The sequence below is a fragment of the Falsirhodobacter sp. 20TX0035 genome (genome assembly GCF_028307215.1).
In the GTDB taxonomy this organism is placed as follows: domain Bacteria; phylum Pseudomonadota; class Alphaproteobacteria; order Rhodobacterales; family Rhodobacteraceae; genus Falsirhodobacter.
In genome coordinates, this window is record NZ_JAQMHV010000007.1 from 26,241 (window position 1) to 43,282 (window position 17,042).

Sequence of the window (17,042 nt, forward strand, 5' to 3'; positions counted from 1 at the left end):
GGGCAGGGACCGTGAGGGACATCAGGCGAACCTCGACGCAGGTTTTCATCACCGGGTCGGAAGCGTTCCCGGCGCTGGAACGCGCGTTCCTGGACGCGCGGGTGGAAATCCGGGCCAGCTTCCGCATCTTCGACCTGCGCACCCGCCTGCGATCCCCCGAGGGGCTGGCCGTGGGTCAGACCTGGTTCGACCTGATCGTCCATATTTTGCGCAAGGGCATCGCCCTGCACATCTGCATCACGGATTTCGACCCGATCGCCCGGTCGGCCCTGCACCGCGGCACGTGGCGTAGCGTCCGCATGCTGCACGCCGCCGCCGAACTGGCCGGTCCCGGTGCACGGCTCGAGGCGATCGCCGCCATGCATCCGGCGCGGACGGGGCTTTTGGTCCGGCTGGCCTTCTGGCCTGTGGTTCAACGCCGGATGGACCGCATCTGCCGCTGGCTGAACCGTTTGGATCCGGCCACCCGCGCCGCCGCCATGCGGGACATGCCCGGTCTGGGGCGCCGGCTGTGGCAGAAGGCCGACGGCACGTTCCACACCCGCCGCTTCCGCGTGCCGCGCCTGTATCCCGCGACGCATCACCAGAAGCTGGCCGTGTTCGACCGCAAGACGCTGTATATCGGCGGGCTGGATCTGGACGAACGGCGCTACGACACCCCCCAGCACGACCGCCCCGCGAACGAGACGTGGCACGACGTGCAGGTGATGATGGAAGGCCCCGTCGTGGCCGAGGCGCAGAATCATCTGGAAACCTTCCGCGCGGTGACGGAGGGGCGGATGACGCCGTCGCCCCAGCGCCGGCTGCTGCGCACCTTGTCGCGGCGCAAGCGGCTGAAGATCTGGAACTATGGGCCCGAAACGGTGGCCCATGAACTTCAGCAGGGGCATGAGGCGCTGGCTGACCGGGCGCAGCGGCTGATCTATCTGGAAACGCAGTTCTTCCGCAGCCTGTCCCTGGCCCGCCGGCTGGCACGCGCGGCGCAGGCCAATCCGAAGCTGACGCTGATCCTGATCCTGCCCGCCGCCCCCGAGGATGTAGCCTTCGAGAATCATTCGGGGCTGGACGCGCGATACGGCGAATATCTTCAGGCCCGCGCGCTGCGGATCCTGCGCAAGGGGTTCGGGTCACGCATGTTCGTCGGCGGGGCCGCCCAGCCCTGCCGGGCCAAACGGCGCACGAAGCTGGACCGGGACCGCTTGAAGGACGCGCCCATCATCTACATCCACGCCAAGGTGTCGGTTTTCGACGACACGGCGGCCATCGTGTCCTCGGCCAACCTGAACGGCCGCAGCCTGCGCTGGGACACCGAGGCGGGTGTCTACCTGAACGTTCCGCGGGACGTGGAGGAGTTGCGCCGCCGCGCCATGGCCCACTGGCTGCCGCTGAACGCCGGGGCCCGCTTCTTCCACCCCGACACGGCGGCACAAGCCTGGGCACGCCTTGCGGTGCAGAACCTGAATCTCCCGCCTGAGGAACGGCAGGGCTTCATCCTGCCCTATGACCTGCGCATCCCCGAGGATTTCGGCCAGCAGGTGCCGCTGCCCGAAGAAATGGTCTGACCGAAAGAAAAGGCCCGCGCGATGGCGGGCCTTTCGGGTGTCAGCCGCGACGGGCCTTGTGGCGGCGCCAGCGGGTGCGGGCCTCGTCCTCCACGGCGTCCGCCGCATCCTCCAGATCGTCGGCCACACGGTCCGCCGTGCTGCGGCGCCCGCGATAGACGGCCGTTCCGATGGCGGTGCCCAGTGCCAGCACCACGGCGGCGGAGACCATCGGGTGATCCTCCACCACGCGCTTGGCTTCACGGCCGCTTTTGCCAAGGGCTTCCTGCGCCTTCAGGCGGGCGGCATAGGCCTCTTCCCGTGCCCTGATGATGCGTTCCCGCGCCGTGGCCGAGAATTCGTCCAGACCGTCAGCGAAACGCTCGCGCAGATCTTCGGCCAGATCGGACAGAATGGCCGCGCGTTCGGCCACGAAATCGCGCATCTCGTCGGCCTTCCCGCTCAGTCCGGCGGCCAGATCGTCCTTGTAGGCGGCGGCGTCTTCTTCCAGTTCCCGCAGGTGGATGGAGGCGCGGGCGCGCAGACGGTCCATGGCGTCGGCCCAGGCGCTGTCCTCCACGGCCTCGACCTCTTCCTCGGCAAAGCGGCGGGCGCGGCGGCCGGTGCGGCGCAGGTCGTCCTTCACCTCCTCGACGTCATCCTCCACCTTGGTCTTGCGGGTGCTGCCGAACAGCATCCAGGCCAGACCCAGACCGACCACGCCCACGGCCATCGGGTTGCGACGGATCACGGCCTCGGCCGTCTCACGCGCGCCGCCGTTGGCGCGCATGGTGTGCATCGCCTCGCGCATCAGCAGGTCCATGGTGGAACGGTTGAAGAGGTTGTCGAAGATCGATCCCAACTGGGCGCGGTCCTGGTCCAGATCGTCCTCGATGTCGCGGAAGTTACGTTTGCGGGTCATGGGTCATCATCTCCTTGATCATGTGAAGGTCGCGGCGCAGGCGCGCGGCGGTTCGGATGGGCATCAGATGCGCGGTGCGCAGGGACAGCACGGCCCAGAGGATCAGCCCCGCCGCCAGAAGCAGAAGAACGCCCCCCACCAGCGCGGGCGCCAGAACCGGGTGCACCCCGGCCAAGGCCAGCGCCGCCGCGGCCGATCCGGCCAGCATGTGCAGCGCCACAAGCAGCAGCACCGCCGCCGCCATCAGGAACACGACGCCCCCCACCAGCCTGCGGAAGCCCTGCGCCATCTCGGCCCGGGCCAAGGCCACCTCGTCCCCGACCATGCGGCCCAGAACGGTGGCCAGATCGGCAAGGGAGGCGGCGGTCTGCGGGGGGCGTCCGGGTGTCATTTTCCGCGCCGCAGGGCGGTGGCCAGCACGGCCCCGGTCACCAGCGCCCCCGCGACCACCGACAGCGGATGGCGGCGGGTGAAGTCACGGGCCTCGTCCAGATAGGTTTCGGCCTTTTTCGGCGGAAGGTCGTCCTTCACGCGCGCGGCGCTGCGGCGCGCGCGCTGGCGCAGCCGGTCGGCCGCGTCCGAGGCGTGACGGCGGGCGTCCCGGCCGGCCCGGGCGATCGCCTCGTCCATCTCGCAGACATGCTTTTTGCGGGTGAAGGGCATCGTGATCTCCGTCGTCATCCTGTTGTGCCGGGAAAACGAGGGAGCGGCGGGGCCGGTTCCGCCACGGTGCGACCTTGGCTGGAACAAACGCGTGAAACGGCGGTTTTCAGGGATGGAGTCTGCGCTTTGCGCGGCACGGAAACGGGAGACGTTCATGCTCGGTTGGCCCCTGACCTTTGTCATAAGCGCCATGCTGGCGGCCGCTTTCGGCTTCACCGGCATCGACGGCATGGCCGAAACCATAGGTCAGGTCCTGTTCGCCGTCTTCCTGACGCTGTTCCTGCTGGCGGTGTGCCTGCGGACCGCCAAGGGAAAACCGCCCGTTTGAACGGGCGGCCCGGTTTACCTAGTCCAGCTCCATCTCGATGTCGAAGGGATAGCTGCCTTCTGTCAAGCCGGCCGGCGCGGCCGGGAAGCCTGAAGCCGCCGAGCGTGTCGCCTGCAGGATGCGCTGATCTACGGCGGGATTACCGGACGAGCGCACCAGAGTCACGTTCGTCATCTGCCCTGACAGGGTGACGTTCAGTCTGATAAACGCGACGCCTTTGCCCTTCGCGCCTTTTAAACGCCGCTCTATCCGCGATCTGATCTGCGCGCCCCACCGTTGCCGGAGGTTCTCAGCCGCACCGGCCGAGATCTGCCGCTGCGCCTGACCTTGCGTCCGGGACGGGGCGGGCGGAGCCGCGTTCTGCGGCGGCGGGGCCGCGCGTTCGCGCTTCGGCTCCTCGCGCACCACACGTTCGGGACGCTCCGGGCGTTGCGCCGGGCGGACCTTCGGCGGCGGCGGGGGCGGAGGCGCATCCGGCAGGGCGATCTCGTCCGGCTCCGGGGGCGGCAGCTCCTCCAGCGGTTCCGGCTCCGGCAAAGGCGTGTCTGCGGCCAGCAACTCCGGCGGCGGAGCGGTTTCTTCGATCAGTTCCGGCGCCTCGGGGGCGTCGGTCTGCGGCACTTCGGGCGCGGGGGTGGACACGGCCTGCGCCGGGGGGGCAGGGGGCGGCGGTTCGAGGTTGACGAGGATCGCCTTGGCGTCCCGTTGGCCATCGCGGTCGGTGTGCATCGCGATGGCCGTCGTGGCCGCCACAGCCATGGCCACGGCCGCCGCGGCACCCACCCAGCCCAGACGTTCGCGTCGCTGTTCGGCGCGCGTCATCTGGGACAGCCAGTCGGCGCCGTTCGCGGTCATGGCGCGCCCCCTTCCAGCCCCACAAGGGCGACCTTCAGATAGCCTGCATCGCGCAGCTGGTTCATCACGCCCATCAGCTGGCCGTAGGGCACCGCCTCGTCCGCGCGCAGGAAGATGCGCTGTTCCTTGTCGCCCCCTGTCCGACCGTCCAGCGTGGCGGCCAGCGCCCCCGCCGGCACCGGCGCATTGCCGAGATTCAATGTCAGGTCCTGCTGCACGGTCAGATAGACCGGTTCCTGCGGGCGCTGCTGCGGAGCGGCGTTGGAACTGGGAAGGTCCACCGCCACATCCACGGTGGAGATTGGGGCCGCCACCATGAAGATGATCAGCAGCACCAGCATCACGTCGATGAAGGGCGTGACGTTGATCTCGTGCGATTCTTCCAGGTCGTCGTCGTCGCGGATGCCGCCGGCCATGAGGTTACTCCGTCGCGGGGGAAGGGTGGGGGGCGTGGCGGAAGTCCAGATCGCGGCTCAGCAACCGCTCCACCCCCGCGCCGGCGTCGCCCAGCGCCTGCTTGTAGCCAGCGATGCGGCGGGCGAAGGTGTTGTAGATCACCACCGCCGGGATGGCCGCCACAAGGCCGATGGCCGTGGCCAGAAGCGCCTCGGCGATGCCGGGGGCCACGACGGCCAGGTTCGTGGTGTTGCTTTCCGCAATCCCGATGAACGCGTTCATGATGCCCCAGACCGTGCCGAACAGGCCGACGAACGGCCCGACGGACCCGACGGAGGCGAGAATCCCCGTGCCCTTGCGCATCCGGCGCCCGGCCTGCGCCTCGATCCGCTCCACGATCGACCGGACGCGTTCCTTCACGCCTGCGACGCCCGCCACGTCTAGCGCGGCGTCAGAGCGGCGCAGTTCGTCCAGCGCGGCGTGCACCATGAAGCTGGCGGGATCGCGCCGCCCGTCCAGCGCCTTGGCGACGGAGGCAAGGGTCACCCCCTCGCGGATCTGGCGGGAGGAGTGGCGCAGCCGGCTTTTCGCGCCCGCAAACAGCACTGTCTTGAACAGGAACACCGTCCATGTGGCAAAGCAGGCCGCCAGAAGCAGCAGCATCACGGCCTTCACCACCCAGTCGGCCTGCCGGTACATGCCCATGACCGACAGGTCATGCGCGGGCAGGATCGGTTCGGCCGCAGGCACCGGCGCTTCGGCTGCGGGGGCCGGGGCGTTCTGCGCCTGCGCCTCGGGTGTGGGGGTGGCTTCGGCCGCCGGCGCATCGACGGGGGTTTCAGCCGCTGGGACCGAAGCGGGTTCGGTCACCGGCACGGACGGGGCCGCGGGTGCGGTCTGCGCGGCGGGGGCTTCGGGGGCAACGGGCGGCGGTGCGTCCTGCGCCCCGGCCGCTGTCGCCAGAAGCAAGCCTGCCCATACCACGGCGCCAGCGCGAACCCTCATGTCACCATCCTTTTTCATGACCCTCCCAGCGGCCTTAGGATTATTGACTGAAACAGTCAAGTTTCAATCCCTCGTAGAATGGTCAACAAATAGGGCGTGCGGTCATTAAACCCCCCTTCAGGATTGTCCTTTACCCGTGATGAACAAAGGAGCCGCGCCATGACCGACCGAAACCGCCCCATCATCATCAAACGCAAGAAGGTGGTCGCGGGCGGGGGCCATCATGGCGGCGCGTGGAAGGTCGCCTATGCCGACTTCGTCACGGCGATGATGGCGTTCTTCCTGCTGATGTGGCTGCTGAACGCCACCACGGAAAAGCAGCGCAAGGGCCTGGCCGACTTCTTCAACCCCACGATCCCGATCAACCGCATTTCAGGCGGCGGGGCGGGGATGTTCGGCGGCGACAGCGTCTATTCCGAGGAGGAGATGGCCCAGAACGGGGCCGGCGCCTCGCAGGTCCTGCCGACGGAGGTGAACCGCGCGCGGGGCGACGCGGGCCGCGGCGACAAGGGGATGGAAGAGCAGCAGAACGACATCGAAAGCCTTCTGCGCGCCCGGGGCGGCGAAAGCATGACGATGCAGAACGCGCTGCGCCATGTGGTCACCCGTGTCACCGACGAAGGCCTGGTGATCGAGGTGTTCGACCTGCCGGAGGTGCCGCTGTTCGACGGCGACACGGCCCTGCCGCGCCCGGTGATGCGCGACATCGCCTGGGTGCTGGCCGACGTGCTGGCGCTGACCAAAAATGGCCTGTCGGTGTCGGGGCATGTGCGAACCTATCCCGTGACGCTGAAGAACAACCCGGTCTGGGATCTTTCGGCCGACCGGGCGCAGGTGCTGCGCGGGCTTCTGGCCGATCTGGGCCTGCCGCAAGCGCGGATCGACCGGGTCGAAGGGCATGCCGACCGCGACCCCGTCACCGCCAATCCCATGGCCGTGCGCAACAACCGCATCGAAGTGACCCTGCTGCGGGACAACCGTTAGGGCGATGTTAAGCCGACTCGGCGACTCTGCTGGGGTTGCATCAGAAAGGCGCGATTTTCCATGTCGATCACCTCTTCCATGAATGCCGGCGTGGCGGGACTGAACGCCAACTCCTCGCGTCTGGCCACGATTTCCGACAACATCGCCAACTCCGGCACCTACGGGTACAAGCGGGTCGACACCTCCTTCTTCGAGATGGTGAACGCCGGCAGTTCCAGCGGCGGCAACTACGCGGCCGGGGGCGTGCGCACCACCTCCTCGCGCGATATCGGGCAAAGCGGGGCGCTGATCGGCACCTCCAACGCCACCGACATCGCGGTCAGCGGCCGCGGCTTCATTCCCGTGACGGCGGACGGCAACAGCACGGTCCTGACCACGACCGGATCCTTCAGCACGGACGCCAACGGCTTTCTGGTCACCGATTCGGGGCTGACGCTTATGGGCTGGGCGGCGGGGGCGGACGGAAAGATCCCGGGCGTGGCGCGCGAATCCATGGCCGCGTTGCAGCCGGTCCAGATCAGCCTGAACCAGGCCATGTCCAACCCCACGACGGAAATGTCCATGGCGGTGAACCTGCCCGCCACCTCCACCCGCCCCGGCGCAACGGGGGAGGCGCTGACCCAGACGATGGAATATTTCGACACGATGGGCACGTCCCAGTCGCTGACCGCCACCTTCACCCCGGTGGAGGCGACGGGCACCGACGCATCGAACCAGTGGACGATGGAACTGCGCGACGACGCCTCGGGCGAGGTGATGGGCACCTACCAGCTGACCTTCGACACCACGCAGGCGGCGGGTGGCACCCTGTCGAACGTCCAGACGCTGTCCGGCGGGGCCTATGACACCGAAAGCGGCGCGATCGGCCTGACGCTGGGCGGCACATCGGTCAGCTTCGACATCGGCACCTATGGCGCCCGCGACGGCATGACGCAGCTGTCGGACACCTACACACCCTCCGCGATCCAGAAGAACGGCTCCGCCATCGGCAGCCTGAAATCGGTGGAGATCGACCAGAACGGCTATGTGATCGCGATCTACAACCAGGGCTTCAGCCGCACGATCTATCAGGTGCCAGTGGTAGACGTGCCCAATCCCGAAGGGCTGAAGACGCTGAACAATCAGACCTATCAGCTGACGAACGAGGCGGGTGCCTTCTATCTGTGGGACGCGGGCACGGGCCCCGTGGGCACGACCGAGGGCTACACGCTGGAGGAATCGACCACGGATGTCGCGCATGAGCTGACGACCCTGATCCAGACACAGCACGCCTATTCCTCCAACGCCAAGATCATCCAGACGGTGGACGAGATGTTGCAGGAAACCACCGATCTGAAGCGTTGAGGACAGCATGTCGCTTGGTTCCGCCCTTTCCATCGCGCAGTCCGGCCTGAACGCGGCGTCGCGGTCGGCCGATCTGACCTCGCAGAACATCGCGAACGCCCTGAACGAAGGGTATGCGCGGCGCGAGATGTCGCTGACCACGCGCGCCACCGGCGGCGTGGTGGTGACGGGCGTCACGCGCTTCGTGGACCAAGCGGTGACGGCGGATCGCCGGACGGCCGAGGCGGGCAGTGCGGGCAGCACCGCCCGCGCGGGGTTTCTGGGCGATCTTGAAGGCGCCATCGGGGTGGCGGGGGCGACAGGATCGCTTGGCTCGCTGGTGGCAGGGCTGGAAGGGGCGCTGATCGATGCGGCGAGCCAGCCGCAATCCCCCACGGCGCTGGGCACGGCGGTGCGGGCGGCGGACACGCTGGCGGAACGGGTCAACACCTTGGGCGACACGGTTCAGGCCGCCCGGCTGAAGGCCGACGGCCAGATCGCGACCACCGTTCGCGGCCTGAACACGGCCCTGAAGCAGGTGGAAGCGCTGAACACCCAGATCGCCGGTCTGGGCGGGTCGGGCACCGACGTCACGACCCTGCAGGACCAGCGTCAGGCCCTGGTGGACACCATCGCCCGCCAGATCCCCGTGCGCGAGGTGACGCGGGACGATGGCCGCATCGCCCTCGTGACGCAGAACGGTGCCACGCTTCTGGACGGCAAGGCCGCGACGCTGTCCTTTTCCCCGGCCAACGCGATGACGGCCGGGATGACGAGGGAGTCGGGCGCCCTGTCCGGGCTGACGCTGAACGGTCATCCCCTGACCAAGCTGGGCGACGGGGAGCTGGCGGCCCAGTTCGACATCCGCGACACGCTGGGGGTGGCGGCGCAGGCCGATCTGGACGCGGTGGCGCAGGATCTGACCGCCCGCTTCGCCGACAGCGGCCTGATGGAGGCAGGGGCGGACGGGCTTCAGGTCAACGCCGCGCTGGCCGACGAGCCTTGGCGCCTGCGCGACGGGCTGGATGCGGTGGCGGAAGGGGCAAAGGGCGACGCCACCCGCCTCAGCGCGCTCGTGGCGTCCATGGGCGACGGTCGGGGTGCCGAAGGTGTGGCGAAGGATCTCCTGTCCTCCGTCTCCTCGGCCCGCATCGCGACCGAGGACGAGGCCAGCTTCCGCACCGCTCAGTACGACACCCTGCGCACCGCCGAACTGGCGAACGGCGTCGACACGGACACCGAGATGACGAACCTGCTGGTGATCCAGCAGGCCTATTCCGCCAACGCAAAGGTCATCCAGGCCGTGGATGCGATGATGAACACCCTGCTGGAGTTGTGACATGGCTTCCATAACGCTGGCCGACATGGCCCAGAATTTCGCCCTGCGCCGCCACAACACCTCGCTTCAATCCGATCTCCAGCGTCTGTCGCAGGAAACGGTCACGGGGCTGGCCGCCGACACCGGGCGCGCGGTGGGGGGCGACTTCACCGAACTTTCTGCGATCACCGGCAGCCTGTCGCGGCTGGAGGCTTATGGCACCGCGGTCACGCTGGCGGCCACGCTGACCGCCGGCACGCAAGGTGCCTTGGCGGCGATCGACAACGCCATCGGCGGCCTAGGAACCGAAATGTCGAACCCGACGATGACGGGCACCGCCTCCTCGGTCGACACGCTGGGCAAGACGGCCCTGCACGCGTTTCAGGCCACCGTCTCCGCACTGAACACCGGGGTGAGCGGGCAGAGCCTGTTCGGGGGCACGGAGGTGAATCGGCCCGCGCTGGCCGACGCGGAGACCATCCTGTCGGCCCTGCAGAACGCAACCGCCACAGCCGGCACGGCCGAGGAACTGGAGGCGGCGGTGAACGACTGGTTCGCCTCCGATTTCACCATGGTCGCCTACAAGGGCGGCGCGGAACGCGCGCCCTATACGGTGGGGGAAAACGACCGGGTTCAGGCGTCGGTCACCGCGACCGATCCCGCGCTTGTGCAGACGCTGAAGGGTCTGGCCATGGGCGCGCTTCTGTCGCGGGGCGCGCTGGCGGGGCAGACGGAGGAACGTCAGGATCTGGCGCAACGCGCGGGCGGCGCGATCCTGAAGGGCGGGGACGAGCGGACGGACCTGATGGCCCGCATCGGCGCGGGCGAAGCGCGGCTGTCCAACATCCAGACACGCAACACGGCGCAGATCGCGGCGCTGGAACTGGCCCGCACCGACATCCTGTCGGTGGACAACTACGAAAGCGCCGTCCGGCTGGAGGCGACGCAGACGCAGATCGAGACGCTGTATTCCGTGACGGCGCGGCTGTCGCAGATGTCGCTGGCGGACTTCCTGTGATGTGGCGGCTGGTCCTGTTCCTGATCTGCTTCGCGCTTCCCGTGGCGGCGGCCCCGATCCGCATCAAGGATCTGGTGGATTACGACGGCGTGCGGGGCAACGACCTTGTGGGTTACGGCCTTGTGGTGGGTCTGAACGGCACGGGCGACAGCCTGCGCAATTCCCCCTTCACCGAAGAGATCATGGCCAACCTGCTGGAACGGCTGGGCGTGAACGTCACGGGCGAGATGCTGCGCCCTAAGAACGTGGCGGCCGTGTTCGTGACGGCCAGCCTGCCGGCCTTCGCACGGTCGGGCAGCCAGATCGACGTCACCATCTCGGCCATCGGGGATGCCAAAAGCCTTCTGGGCGGCACGCTGGTGATGACCCCCCTGAACGGCGCGGACGGAGAGATCTATGCCGTCGCGCAGGGCACCATCATCGCGGCCGGCATCTCGGCCGAAGGGCAGGCGGCGCGGGTGGTGCAGGGGGTTCCCACCTCGGGCAGCATTCCCCGTGGGGCCCGGGTGGAGCGGGAGGTGGAGTTCGACTTCAACGGGCTGCAAACCCTGCGTCTGGCCCTGCGCAATCCCGATTTCACCACCGCCGCGCGGATTGAGGCGACGGTGAACCAGGCCTTCGGGCGCATCGCCACGCTGCAGGATTCAGGCACGGTGCAGCTGAACCTGCGGGGGCAATCGCCCGCCCACCTTCTGGCCAACCTTGAAAACCTGCTGGTGGAGCCGGAAACCCGCGCCCGCGTGGTGGTCGACCAGCGGTCGGGCACCATCGTCATGGGCGAGGACGTGCGCATCAGCCGCGTGGCCGTGGCGCAGGGCAACCTGACCCTGCGGATCGAGGAAGCGCCGCAGGTCGTGCAGCCCAACCCCTTCTCCCCGGGGGAATCGATCGTGGTGCCGCGCACGGGGGTGCGGATGCAGCAGGACCCAGGCACCGGACTGGCCGAGGTGGAAGGCTCCACCAGCCTGTCGCAGGTGGTGGCGGGCCTGAACGCGCTGGGCGTGGCGCCCTACGACATGATCGACATCCTGAAAAGCATCGACGCCGCAGGTGCGCTGCACGCGGAATTCCTGGTGCGCTAGCGCCGCCCGAACAGCCGCTCGATGTCGTGCAGGGCCAGTTCCACATAGGTGGGGCGGCCATGGTTGCACTGGCCGGACCGGGGCGTCGCCTCCATCTCGCGAAGAAGGGCGTTCATCTCCTCGGCCCGCATCTGGCGGCCGGACCGCACCGATCCATGGCAGGCCATGCGTGACAGGATGGCGTCCATCCGCGCCTGAAGCGTGGTGCTGTCGCCTTCGGCCAGTTCGTCCAGGATGTCGCGCAGCAGGGCCGCCGCGTCGACACGGCCCAGGATGGCGGGCGTTTCCCGCACCGCCACCGCCCCCGGGCCGAACCCTTCCAGCGTCAGGCCCAGCCGGGCCAGATCCTCGGCCATGTCCAGAAGCTGCGCGGCGTCGGGCGGAGACAGTTCCACGATCTCGGGGATCAGCAGGGCCTGGGCGGCCACGCCCGCCGCGTCGCGCTGCGTCTTCAGGCGTTCGTAGACCAGCCGTTCATGCGCCGCGTGCTGGTCCACGATGACCATGCCGCGCGCGGTCTGGGCGATGATGTAGTTGCCGTGCACCTGCCCGCGCGCCGCGCCCAGGGGAAGGCTTTCATTCGCCGCGACCGCTTCCTCCACCCGGGCCGAGGGGGCTTCGGCAAAGCCCAGCGGCGCCTGCCACGTCGTGCTGCGCGCCAGCACCGGCTGCGAGGGGCGGTCCATCTGGTAGACGCGCGGCGGCTCCGGCCGCATCGCCTCCAGCGTCTCGCTCGCCACGGTGGTGGAGGCGCGGTGCCCCGCGCCCGCCAGCACCTGCCGCAGCCCCGACACGATCAGCGCGCGAGCGGCGGCGGGGTCGCGAAAGCGCACCTCGGTCTTGGCAGGATGCACGTTCACGTCCACCAGTTGCGGATCGCAGGTGATCCCCAGCACCGCCGCCGCGTGCCGGTCGCGCGACAGCACGTCCATGTAGGCCGCGCGCAAGGCGCCGGTCAGCATCCGGTCCAGCACCGGACGCCCGTTCACGAACAGGAACTGCTGCGTCCCGGACCCGCGCGAATAGGTGGGCAGGGCGGCATAGCCCGTCAGCCGCAGCCCGTCGCGTTCCAGATCCACGGGCAGGGCGTTGGTCACGAAATCGGGGCCGAGGATGCGGCCCAGCCGTCCCGCCAGCGCGTCGAAGAAGTCCCCCGGCTCCGGGTCGGTGCGGAAGATCACCCGCACGCTGCCCGCATCCGTCAGGGTGAAGCCCACGGTTGGTTCGGCCATGGCGAGGCGGCGGATCACGTCGGCAATCGCCTGCGCCTCGGCCCGGTCTGACCGCAGGAACTTCAGCCGGGCGGGCGTGGCGAAGAACAGATCGCGCAGCTCCACCACGGTGCCGTTGCGCGCGGCGGCGGGACGCACGGGTTCGGCCCGCCCGCCCGCCACGGCGATGACCGCGCCTTCCGTCCCTTCGCAGCGCGAGGTGATGGACAGGCGCCCCACCGCGCCCAGCGAGGGCAGCGCCTCGCCCCGGAAGCCAAAGGTGTGGATGGCCAGAAGGTCGCTGCCGTCGATCTTCGACGTGGCGTGCCGCGTCAGGGCCAGCGGCAGGTCGTCCGGGCCCATGCCGCAACCGTCATCCGTCACGCGGATCAGGGTCTTGCCGCCGTCCACGTAATCCACCGCGATGCGGCGCGCGCCGGCGTCCAGCGCATTTTCCACCAGCTCCTTCACGGCCGAGGCGGGACGCTCCACAACCTCGCCCGCGGCGATGCGGTTGATGGCGGATTCGTCCAGCTGGCGGATGACGGGGCGGGGCGGGAGTGTGTGGGGCATGATGGCCCCGGAATAGCATGGATACGGGGCGGCTGACCACCGCCCCGTCCGGGGGTCAGTGCGCGTCCAGCCCGGTGGGGCGGCCCACCACGACGAAGTGCAGCTTCGCCGGATCGTAAAGCTCCGCGGCCACGCGGTTCACATCGTCCAGCGTCAGCGCCTCGATCAGGGCGTTGCGGTTCTTGGGATAGTCGATGGGGAAGCCCTGCATCTGCATTCCGACCAGAATGCTCGCGATCGGGCCGTTGCCGTCGAACCGCAGCGGATAGGCCCCGGTCAGGTAGGTCTTTGCCGCATCCAGCTCGGGCTGCGTCACGCCGTCCTTCGCGATCTTCGCCCACTGGTCGCGCACGAGGCCCACCGCCTCGGCCGTCTTGTCGTTGTCCGAGGCGAACTGGCCCGCCACGAAATCGGCCAGATCCATCGTGGCCAGCTGGCTGTAGGCGCCATAGGTCAGGCCGCGCTTGCTGCGCAACTCGTCCATCAGGCGGGCGGTGAAGCGGCCGCCGCCCAGGATCTCGTTCGCGACAAAGGCGGCCATGAAGTCGGGGTCCTGCACGTCCAGCCCCGGCTGGCCGAAGCGCACCACGGCCTGCGGCGTGGGGAAGTCCACCACATGCGTGCCGCGATCGGCCTGCCATGTCGCGGCGCCGGGCGGGGCGGTCGCGGTGGCGGGCAGGTCGCCCAGCAGCGTGTCCAGAAGTGCGCCCAGCTGTTCGGGCGTGATGTCGCCCGCGGCCGCCACATAGACGTTGTCGCGGGCCATCGCCGCCTTGTGCACGGCGGCCAGCTGTTCCGGCGTCAGCGCCTTCACGCTGTCCAGGGTGCCCGACGAATCGGTGCCGTAGGGATGATCGCCATAGGCGTCGTGCTGGAAGGTCAGCGCCGCGATGCTTTCGGGATCCTGCGCCGCCGAGGCGAGGTTCGACAGCACCTGCCCCCGCACCCGGTTCACGGCGTTCGGATCGAACGTCGGGTCCACCAGCGCGCTGCGCAGAAGGTCCACCGCCTGATCGCGGTTTTCCGTCAGCATCTGCGCCGACACGGCGATGGCGTCGGCCGAGGAGTCGAAGCCGAAGCGCGCCGCCAACGCATCGCGGGCCTGCGCGAAGCCTTGCGCGTCCAGATCGCCCGCGCCTTCCTCCAGCGTGGCGGTCATCAGGTTCACGGCGCCGCGCTGGCCTTCGGGGTCCAGCGCCGTACCGCCGCGGAACCGCAGTTCCAGCGCGGTGAAGGGGATGTTGTGATCCTCCACCAGCCAGGCGGTGATCCCGCCGGGGGAGGTGACCTCGTGGATGTCGGTGGCGGCGTGGGCCGGAAGCGCCAGGGCGATCAGGGCGGCGGTAGTACGCAGGATCTTCATGGCGTCGTCTCCTCTTGCTCCAGCCAGCCCGTAACGGACTGACGGCGGTCCAGAACCTTGCGGGCGGCGGCCAGGACCTGTTCGGCCGTCACGTCCTGAAGGGCGCGGGGCCAGTCCTGCACGTCCTGCACGGTCAGCCCCACGGCCAGGGCCGCGCCGTATTCGTTGGCAAGGCCGCCGGAATCGTCCCGGTTGTAGATGTCGCTGGCGCGCAGCTGGGTCTTGATCCGGTCCAGCTGCGCGGCGTCCACGCCGTCCTTCAGGAAGTCGGCAAGAACCTTGTCCATCGCATCCTCCGCCTCCTGAAGCGTGACGCCATCGGCCGGGACCACGCCCAGCGTGAAGGTGGACGGATCGACCGAGGTCCCGTCATACCCGGCCATGGTGTAGATCGCGGTCGGATTTTCCCCGAACTGCATCTTCTGCGCCAGGACCGAGGTGGTGGGATCCCCGCCCAGAAGGGCGGCCAGAACCGCCAGCGCCGCAGCCTCGGACTGATCGCCGGCGTTGCGTTCGGGGGCAAGGTAGGACCGGGTCACGTAGGGCTGCGCCACCCGTTCGTCGTGGAAGGTCAGGCGGCGTTCGGCCAGTTGCGGCGGTTCCTGCGGGCGGGCGCGGGGCGGCAGGGTGTCGGACGGCTTCAGCGGGCCGAAATGCTCCTCCGCCATGGCGCGCACGGCGTCGGGTTCCACGTCGCCCGCCACCACCAAGATGGCGTTGTTGGGCGCATAGAAGGTGCGGTAGTGGTCCAGCGCGTCCTCGCGGCTCAGCGCCTCCATCTCGGCCCGCCAGCCGATCACGGGGCGGCGGTAGGGGCTGTTCATGTATTGCGCGGCGTTCATCTGTTCCTGGAACTGGGCCTGCGGATTGGAATCGGTCCGCTGGCTGCGTTCTTCCAGGATCACGTTGCGTTCGTTGTCCACGATGGGCTGCGACAGATCAAGGTTGACCATCCGGTCCGCCTCCATCGACAGCATCAGGTCCAGCTTGTCGGCCGCCACCCGTTCGTAATAGGCGGTGTAGTCGTACGAGGTGAAGGCGTTGTTGGATCCGCCCAGCGCCGACACGGTGGCCGCGAAGTCGCCGGGTTCGGTGGTGGCGGTCCCCTGGAACATCAGGTGCTCCAGAAAATGCGCGACGCCGGATTCGCCGGTCTTTTCGTCCGCCGATCCGGTGCGGTACCAGACCATGCTGGTGACGACGGGGGCGCGGTGATCCTCGATCACGACGATGTCGAGGCCGTTGTCCAGCCGGAACTCCGTCACGTCCTGGGCCAGGGCGGGGGTGGCGCACAGGCACAGGGCCAGCGCGGCTGGCAAGCGGTGGGGCATGGGGATCCTCCTTGCGGTTCGGGGCAAGGTGACCTCAGCCCCGCCCGAAGGGCAAGCCGTCCTACGCGGTTGTGATCGTCAGTTGGCGGGCGGTGCCGCCGGCGTGCGCAGGCCCTGCTGCTGCCAGCGGGCCGCTTCGCTGCGCGGATCCAGCGTCTGGCCCGAATAGGCCTGGTAATAGGTCGTGTTGCTGAACACGCGGTTCAGCAGGCGGCCGCGGTTGTCGTCGCGGAAGGATTCGTCGGCCACGGCCAGTTCGCCCCGCACGTTCGGCTGGGTGCCGTAGCGGTTCGTGGCGGTCAGAAGCGCGCGGTCCCCGGCGGTTCCGGCGTTGGGATTGCCGCCCAGCGCCACGATCGCCTGCGCCTGCGGGTTCGGTTCGGTCCGGTTGGTGCCGCCCGGCGTCGGGGGCGGCAGGTCGTTCAGCGACGGGGGCATTTCCAGCGGACGTTGCGGCACAACGGAAAATTCGTCCGGACCGTTGCCCGTGGACCGAAGGCGGATCAGGTTCGGGTCATCGCTTCCCCCGCAGGCCGAGAGCGTGAGGAACGCCGCGCCCGCGATTGCCAGTGCTGCCCGCATGTCCAACTCCTTCGTCGTTCGGGTTTCGTTTAGCGCAAAGGCCCCGTCACGTCACGCGGTCTTTGACGGAGCGTCCTTCGGGGGGCTTCGGCTCCCCCGTGAACAGCACGAGGCCGATGGCGCCGGCGAAGATCGCGATGTCGGCCACGTTGAACGCATAGGGATTGTCGAACCCGCAGCAGGACATGTTCAGGAAATCCGCCACCGCGCCATACAGGATCCGGTCGATGACGTTGCCCATCGCGCCGCCGATCAGCAGCCCGCCCGACACCTGCGCCAGCCGCGAATGGCCGGGCCGGCGCATCCACCACACGACCCAGCCCGAGATGGCGACCGCCACCACGATCAGCAGCCATTTCGTGGTCACGGCGTCGCCCGCGAAAAGGCCGAAGTTCATCCCTTGGTTCCAAGCCATCTGGAAGGTCAGAAAGGGGGGGATCACCTCGATCCGGCCCAGATGGATCAGGCCCAGACCGTGCACCACGGCCAGCTTGGTCATCTGGTCCAGCGCGAAGGTCAGGGCGGCGGTCAGGGCGACGGCGCGCAT

18 protein-coding genes are annotated in these 17,042 nt (G+C 68.7%); 7 read left to right on the plus strand and 11 right to left on the minus strand.

Annotated elements, in window-relative coordinates; genetic code table 11:
* Positions 1–11: 11 nt before the first annotated feature.
* Entirely contained in the window at positions 12–1,562 is a 1,551-nt protein-coding gene (locus tag PIJ50_RS09730; RefSeq protein ID WP_271974808.1) for a phospholipase D-like domain-containing protein, read from the plus strand.
* Positions 1,563–1,602: 40 nt separating this feature from the next.
* On the opposite strand, the gene PIJ50_RS09735 is transcribed toward PIJ50_RS09730, so the two are convergent.
* From PIJ50_RS09735 to PIJ50_RS09745, 3 genes are read right to left on the minus strand one after another with little or no spacing between them, the layout of a single operon-like run.
* Complete coding sequence (locus tag PIJ50_RS09735) at positions 1,603–2,463, minus strand: hypothetical protein (RefSeq protein ID WP_271974810.1); 861 nt, start codon at positions 2,461–2,463, stop codon at positions 1,603–1,605.
* Entirely contained in the window at positions 2,447–2,854 is a 408-nt protein-coding gene (locus PIJ50_RS09740) for a phage holin family protein (RefSeq protein WP_271974812.1), read from the minus strand. The genes PIJ50_RS09735 and PIJ50_RS09740 overlap by 17 nt, the downstream gene beginning before the upstream one ends.
* Positions 2,851–3,126, minus strand: a complete 276-nt coding sequence (locus PIJ50_RS09745) for a hypothetical protein (protein WP_271974813.1) — start codon at positions 3,124–3,126, stop codon at positions 2,851–2,853. Before PIJ50_RS09745 ends, PIJ50_RS09740 begins: the two co-directional genes overlap by 4 nt.
* A 154-nt stretch (positions 3,127–3,280) precedes the next feature.
* Here PIJ50_RS09745 and PIJ50_RS09750 point away from each other — a divergent pair, with 154 nt between their 5' ends.
* On the plus strand, positions 3,281–3,454 hold the full coding sequence (locus PIJ50_RS09750) for a DUF1328 domain-containing protein (RefSeq protein WP_271974815.1): 174 nt from the start codon (positions 3,281–3,283) through the stop codon (positions 3,452–3,454).
* 18 nt (positions 3,455–3,472) lie between these two features.
* On the opposite strand, the gene PIJ50_RS09755 is transcribed toward PIJ50_RS09750, so the two are convergent.
* From PIJ50_RS09755 to exbB, 3 genes are read right to left on the minus strand one after another with little or no spacing between them, the layout of a single operon-like run.
* Complete coding sequence (locus tag PIJ50_RS09755; RefSeq protein WP_271974816.1) at positions 3,473–4,309, minus strand: TonB family protein; 837 nt, start codon at positions 4,307–4,309, stop codon at positions 3,473–3,475.
* A complete protein-coding gene (gene exbD, locus PIJ50_RS09760; protein WP_271974818.1) occupies positions 4,306–4,725 on the minus strand; it encodes a TonB system transport protein ExbD in 420 nt (139 codons plus the stop codon). The genes PIJ50_RS09755 and exbD overlap by 4 nt, the downstream gene beginning before the upstream one ends.
* A gap of 4 nt (positions 4,726–4,729) precedes the next feature.
* On the minus strand, positions 4,730–5,710 hold the full coding sequence (gene exbB / locus PIJ50_RS09765) for a tonB-system energizer ExbB (RefSeq protein WP_271974819.1): 981 nt from the start codon (positions 5,708–5,710) through the stop codon (positions 4,730–4,732).
* Between the two features lie 159 nt (positions 5,711–5,869).
* Between exbB and PIJ50_RS09770 the strand changes: the two genes are divergently transcribed.
* The 5 genes from PIJ50_RS09770 to PIJ50_RS09790 are packed head-to-tail and all read left to right on the plus strand — an operon-like array spanning position 5,870 to position 11,435.
* A complete protein-coding gene (locus PIJ50_RS09770; protein ID WP_271974821.1) occupies positions 5,870–6,694 on the plus strand; it encodes a flagellar motor protein MotB in 825 nt (274 codons plus the stop codon).
* A 60-nt stretch (positions 6,695–6,754) separates the two neighbouring features.
* Positions 6,755–8,038: a flagellar hook protein FlgE gene (locus tag PIJ50_RS09775; protein ID WP_271974822.1), complete on the plus strand. Its 1,284-nt coding sequence runs from the start codon at positions 6,755–6,757 to the stop codon at positions 8,036–8,038.
* 7 nt (positions 8,039–8,045) lie between these two features.
* Positions 8,046–9,356 carry a flagellar hook-associated protein FlgK gene (gene flgK, locus PIJ50_RS09780; RefSeq protein WP_271974824.1) on the plus strand — a complete coding sequence of 437 codons (1,311 nt, stop codon included), beginning with the start codon at positions 8,046–8,048 and terminating at the stop codon, positions 9,354–9,356.
* A gap of 1 nt (position 9,357) precedes the next feature.
* The gene (locus PIJ50_RS09785) at positions 9,358–10,353 is read left to right on the plus strand and encodes a flagellin (RefSeq protein WP_271974825.1); all 996 of its coding nucleotides are present in this window, start codon (positions 9,358–9,360) and stop codon (positions 10,351–10,353) included.
* Positions 10,350–11,435: a flagellar basal body P-ring protein FlgI gene (locus PIJ50_RS09790; RefSeq protein WP_271974827.1), complete on the plus strand. Its 1,086-nt coding sequence runs from the start codon at positions 10,350–10,352 to the stop codon at positions 11,433–11,435. Before PIJ50_RS09785 ends, PIJ50_RS09790 begins: the two co-directional genes overlap by 4 nt.
* On the opposite strand, the gene mutL is transcribed toward PIJ50_RS09790, so the two are convergent.
* The 5 genes from mutL to lspA all read right to left on the minus strand — a co-directional run bounded on the left by mutL (position 11,432) and on the right by lspA (position 17,042).
* Positions 11,432–13,219, minus strand: a complete 1,788-nt coding sequence (gene mutL, locus PIJ50_RS09795) for a DNA mismatch repair endonuclease MutL (RefSeq protein ID WP_271974828.1) — start codon at positions 13,217–13,219, stop codon at positions 11,432–11,434. The genes PIJ50_RS09790 and mutL overlap by 4 nt on opposite strands.
* Before the next feature lie 55 nt (positions 13,220–13,274).
* Positions 13,275–14,582, minus strand: coding sequence for a M16 family metallopeptidase (locus tag PIJ50_RS09800; protein WP_271974829.1), 1,308 nt, complete (start codon positions 14,580–14,582; stop codon positions 13,275–13,277).
* Positions 14,579–15,913: a M16 family metallopeptidase gene (locus PIJ50_RS09805; protein ID WP_271974831.1), complete on the minus strand. Its 1,335-nt coding sequence runs from the start codon at positions 15,911–15,913 to the stop codon at positions 14,579–14,581. The genes PIJ50_RS09800 and PIJ50_RS09805 overlap by 4 nt, the downstream gene beginning before the upstream one ends.
* Before the next feature lie 78 nt (positions 15,914–15,991).
* Positions 15,992–16,495, minus strand: coding sequence for a DUF3035 domain-containing protein (locus tag PIJ50_RS09810; protein ID WP_271974833.1), 504 nt, complete (start codon positions 16,493–16,495; stop codon positions 15,992–15,994).
* A 46-nt stretch (positions 16,496–16,541) separates the two neighbouring features.
* Positions 16,542–17,042 (minus strand): signal peptidase II, encoded by a 501-nt coding sequence (gene lspA, locus PIJ50_RS09815; RefSeq protein WP_271974834.1) that lies wholly within the window; start codon positions 17,040–17,042, stop codon positions 16,542–16,544.

What these genes read in the sequence shown, in the direction of transcription:
- PIJ50_RS09735 (WP_271974810.1), bottom strand. Translation starts at nt 2,463, where the DNA reads ATGACCCGCAAACGTAACTTCCGCGACATCGAGGACGATCTGGACCAG.
- PIJ50_RS09740 (WP_271974812.1), bottom strand. Translation starts at nt 2,854, where the DNA reads ATGACACCCGGACGCCCCCCGCAGACCGCCGCCTCCCTTGCCGATCTG.
- PIJ50_RS09745 (WP_271974813.1), bottom strand. Translation starts at nt 3,126, where the DNA reads ATGCCCTTCACCCGCAAAAAGCATGTCTGCGAGATGGACGAGGCGATC.
- PIJ50_RS09750 (WP_271974815.1), top strand. Translation starts at nt 3,281, where the DNA reads ATGCTCGGTTGGCCCCTGACCTTTGTCATAAGCGCCATGCTGGCGGCC.
- PIJ50_RS09755 (WP_271974816.1), bottom strand. Translation starts at nt 4,309, where the DNA reads ATGACCGCGAACGGCGCCGACTGGCTGTCCCAGATGACGCGCGCCGAA.
- exbD (WP_271974818.1), bottom strand. Translation starts at nt 4,725, where the DNA reads ATGGCCGGCGGCATCCGCGACGACGACGACCTGGAAGAATCGCACGAG.
- exbB (WP_271974819.1), bottom strand. Translation starts at nt 5,710, where the DNA reads ATGAGGGTTCGCGCTGGCGCCGTGGTATGGGCAGGCTTGCTTCTGGCG.
- PIJ50_RS09770 (WP_271974821.1), top strand. Translation starts at nt 5,870, where the DNA reads ATGACCGACCGAAACCGCCCCATCATCATCAAACGCAAGAAGGTGGTC.
- PIJ50_RS09775 (WP_271974822.1), top strand. Translation starts at nt 6,755, where the DNA reads ATGTCGATCACCTCTTCCATGAATGCCGGCGTGGCGGGACTGAACGCC.
- flgK (WP_271974824.1), top strand. Translation starts at nt 8,046, where the DNA reads ATGTCGCTTGGTTCCGCCCTTTCCATCGCGCAGTCCGGCCTGAACGCG.
- PIJ50_RS09785 (WP_271974825.1), top strand. Translation starts at nt 9,358, where the DNA reads ATGGCTTCCATAACGCTGGCCGACATGGCCCAGAATTTCGCCCTGCGC.
- mutL (WP_271974828.1), bottom strand. Translation starts at nt 13,219, where the DNA reads ATGCCCCACACACTCCCGCCCCGCCCCGTCATCCGCCAGCTGGACGAA.
- PIJ50_RS09800 (WP_271974829.1), bottom strand. Translation starts at nt 14,582, where the DNA reads ATGAAGATCCTGCGTACTACCGCCGCCCTGATCGCCCTGGCGCTTCCG.
- PIJ50_RS09805 (WP_271974831.1), bottom strand. Translation starts at nt 15,913, where the DNA reads ATGCCCCACCGCTTGCCAGCCGCGCTGGCCCTGTGCCTGTGCGCCACC.
- PIJ50_RS09810 (WP_271974833.1), bottom strand. Translation starts at nt 16,495, where the DNA reads ATGCGGGCAGCACTGGCAATCGCGGGCGCGGCGTTCCTCACGCTCTCG.
- lspA (WP_271974834.1), bottom strand. Translation starts at nt 17,042, where the DNA reads ATGCGCGCCGTCGCCCTGACCGCCGCCCTGACCTTCGCGCTGGACCAG.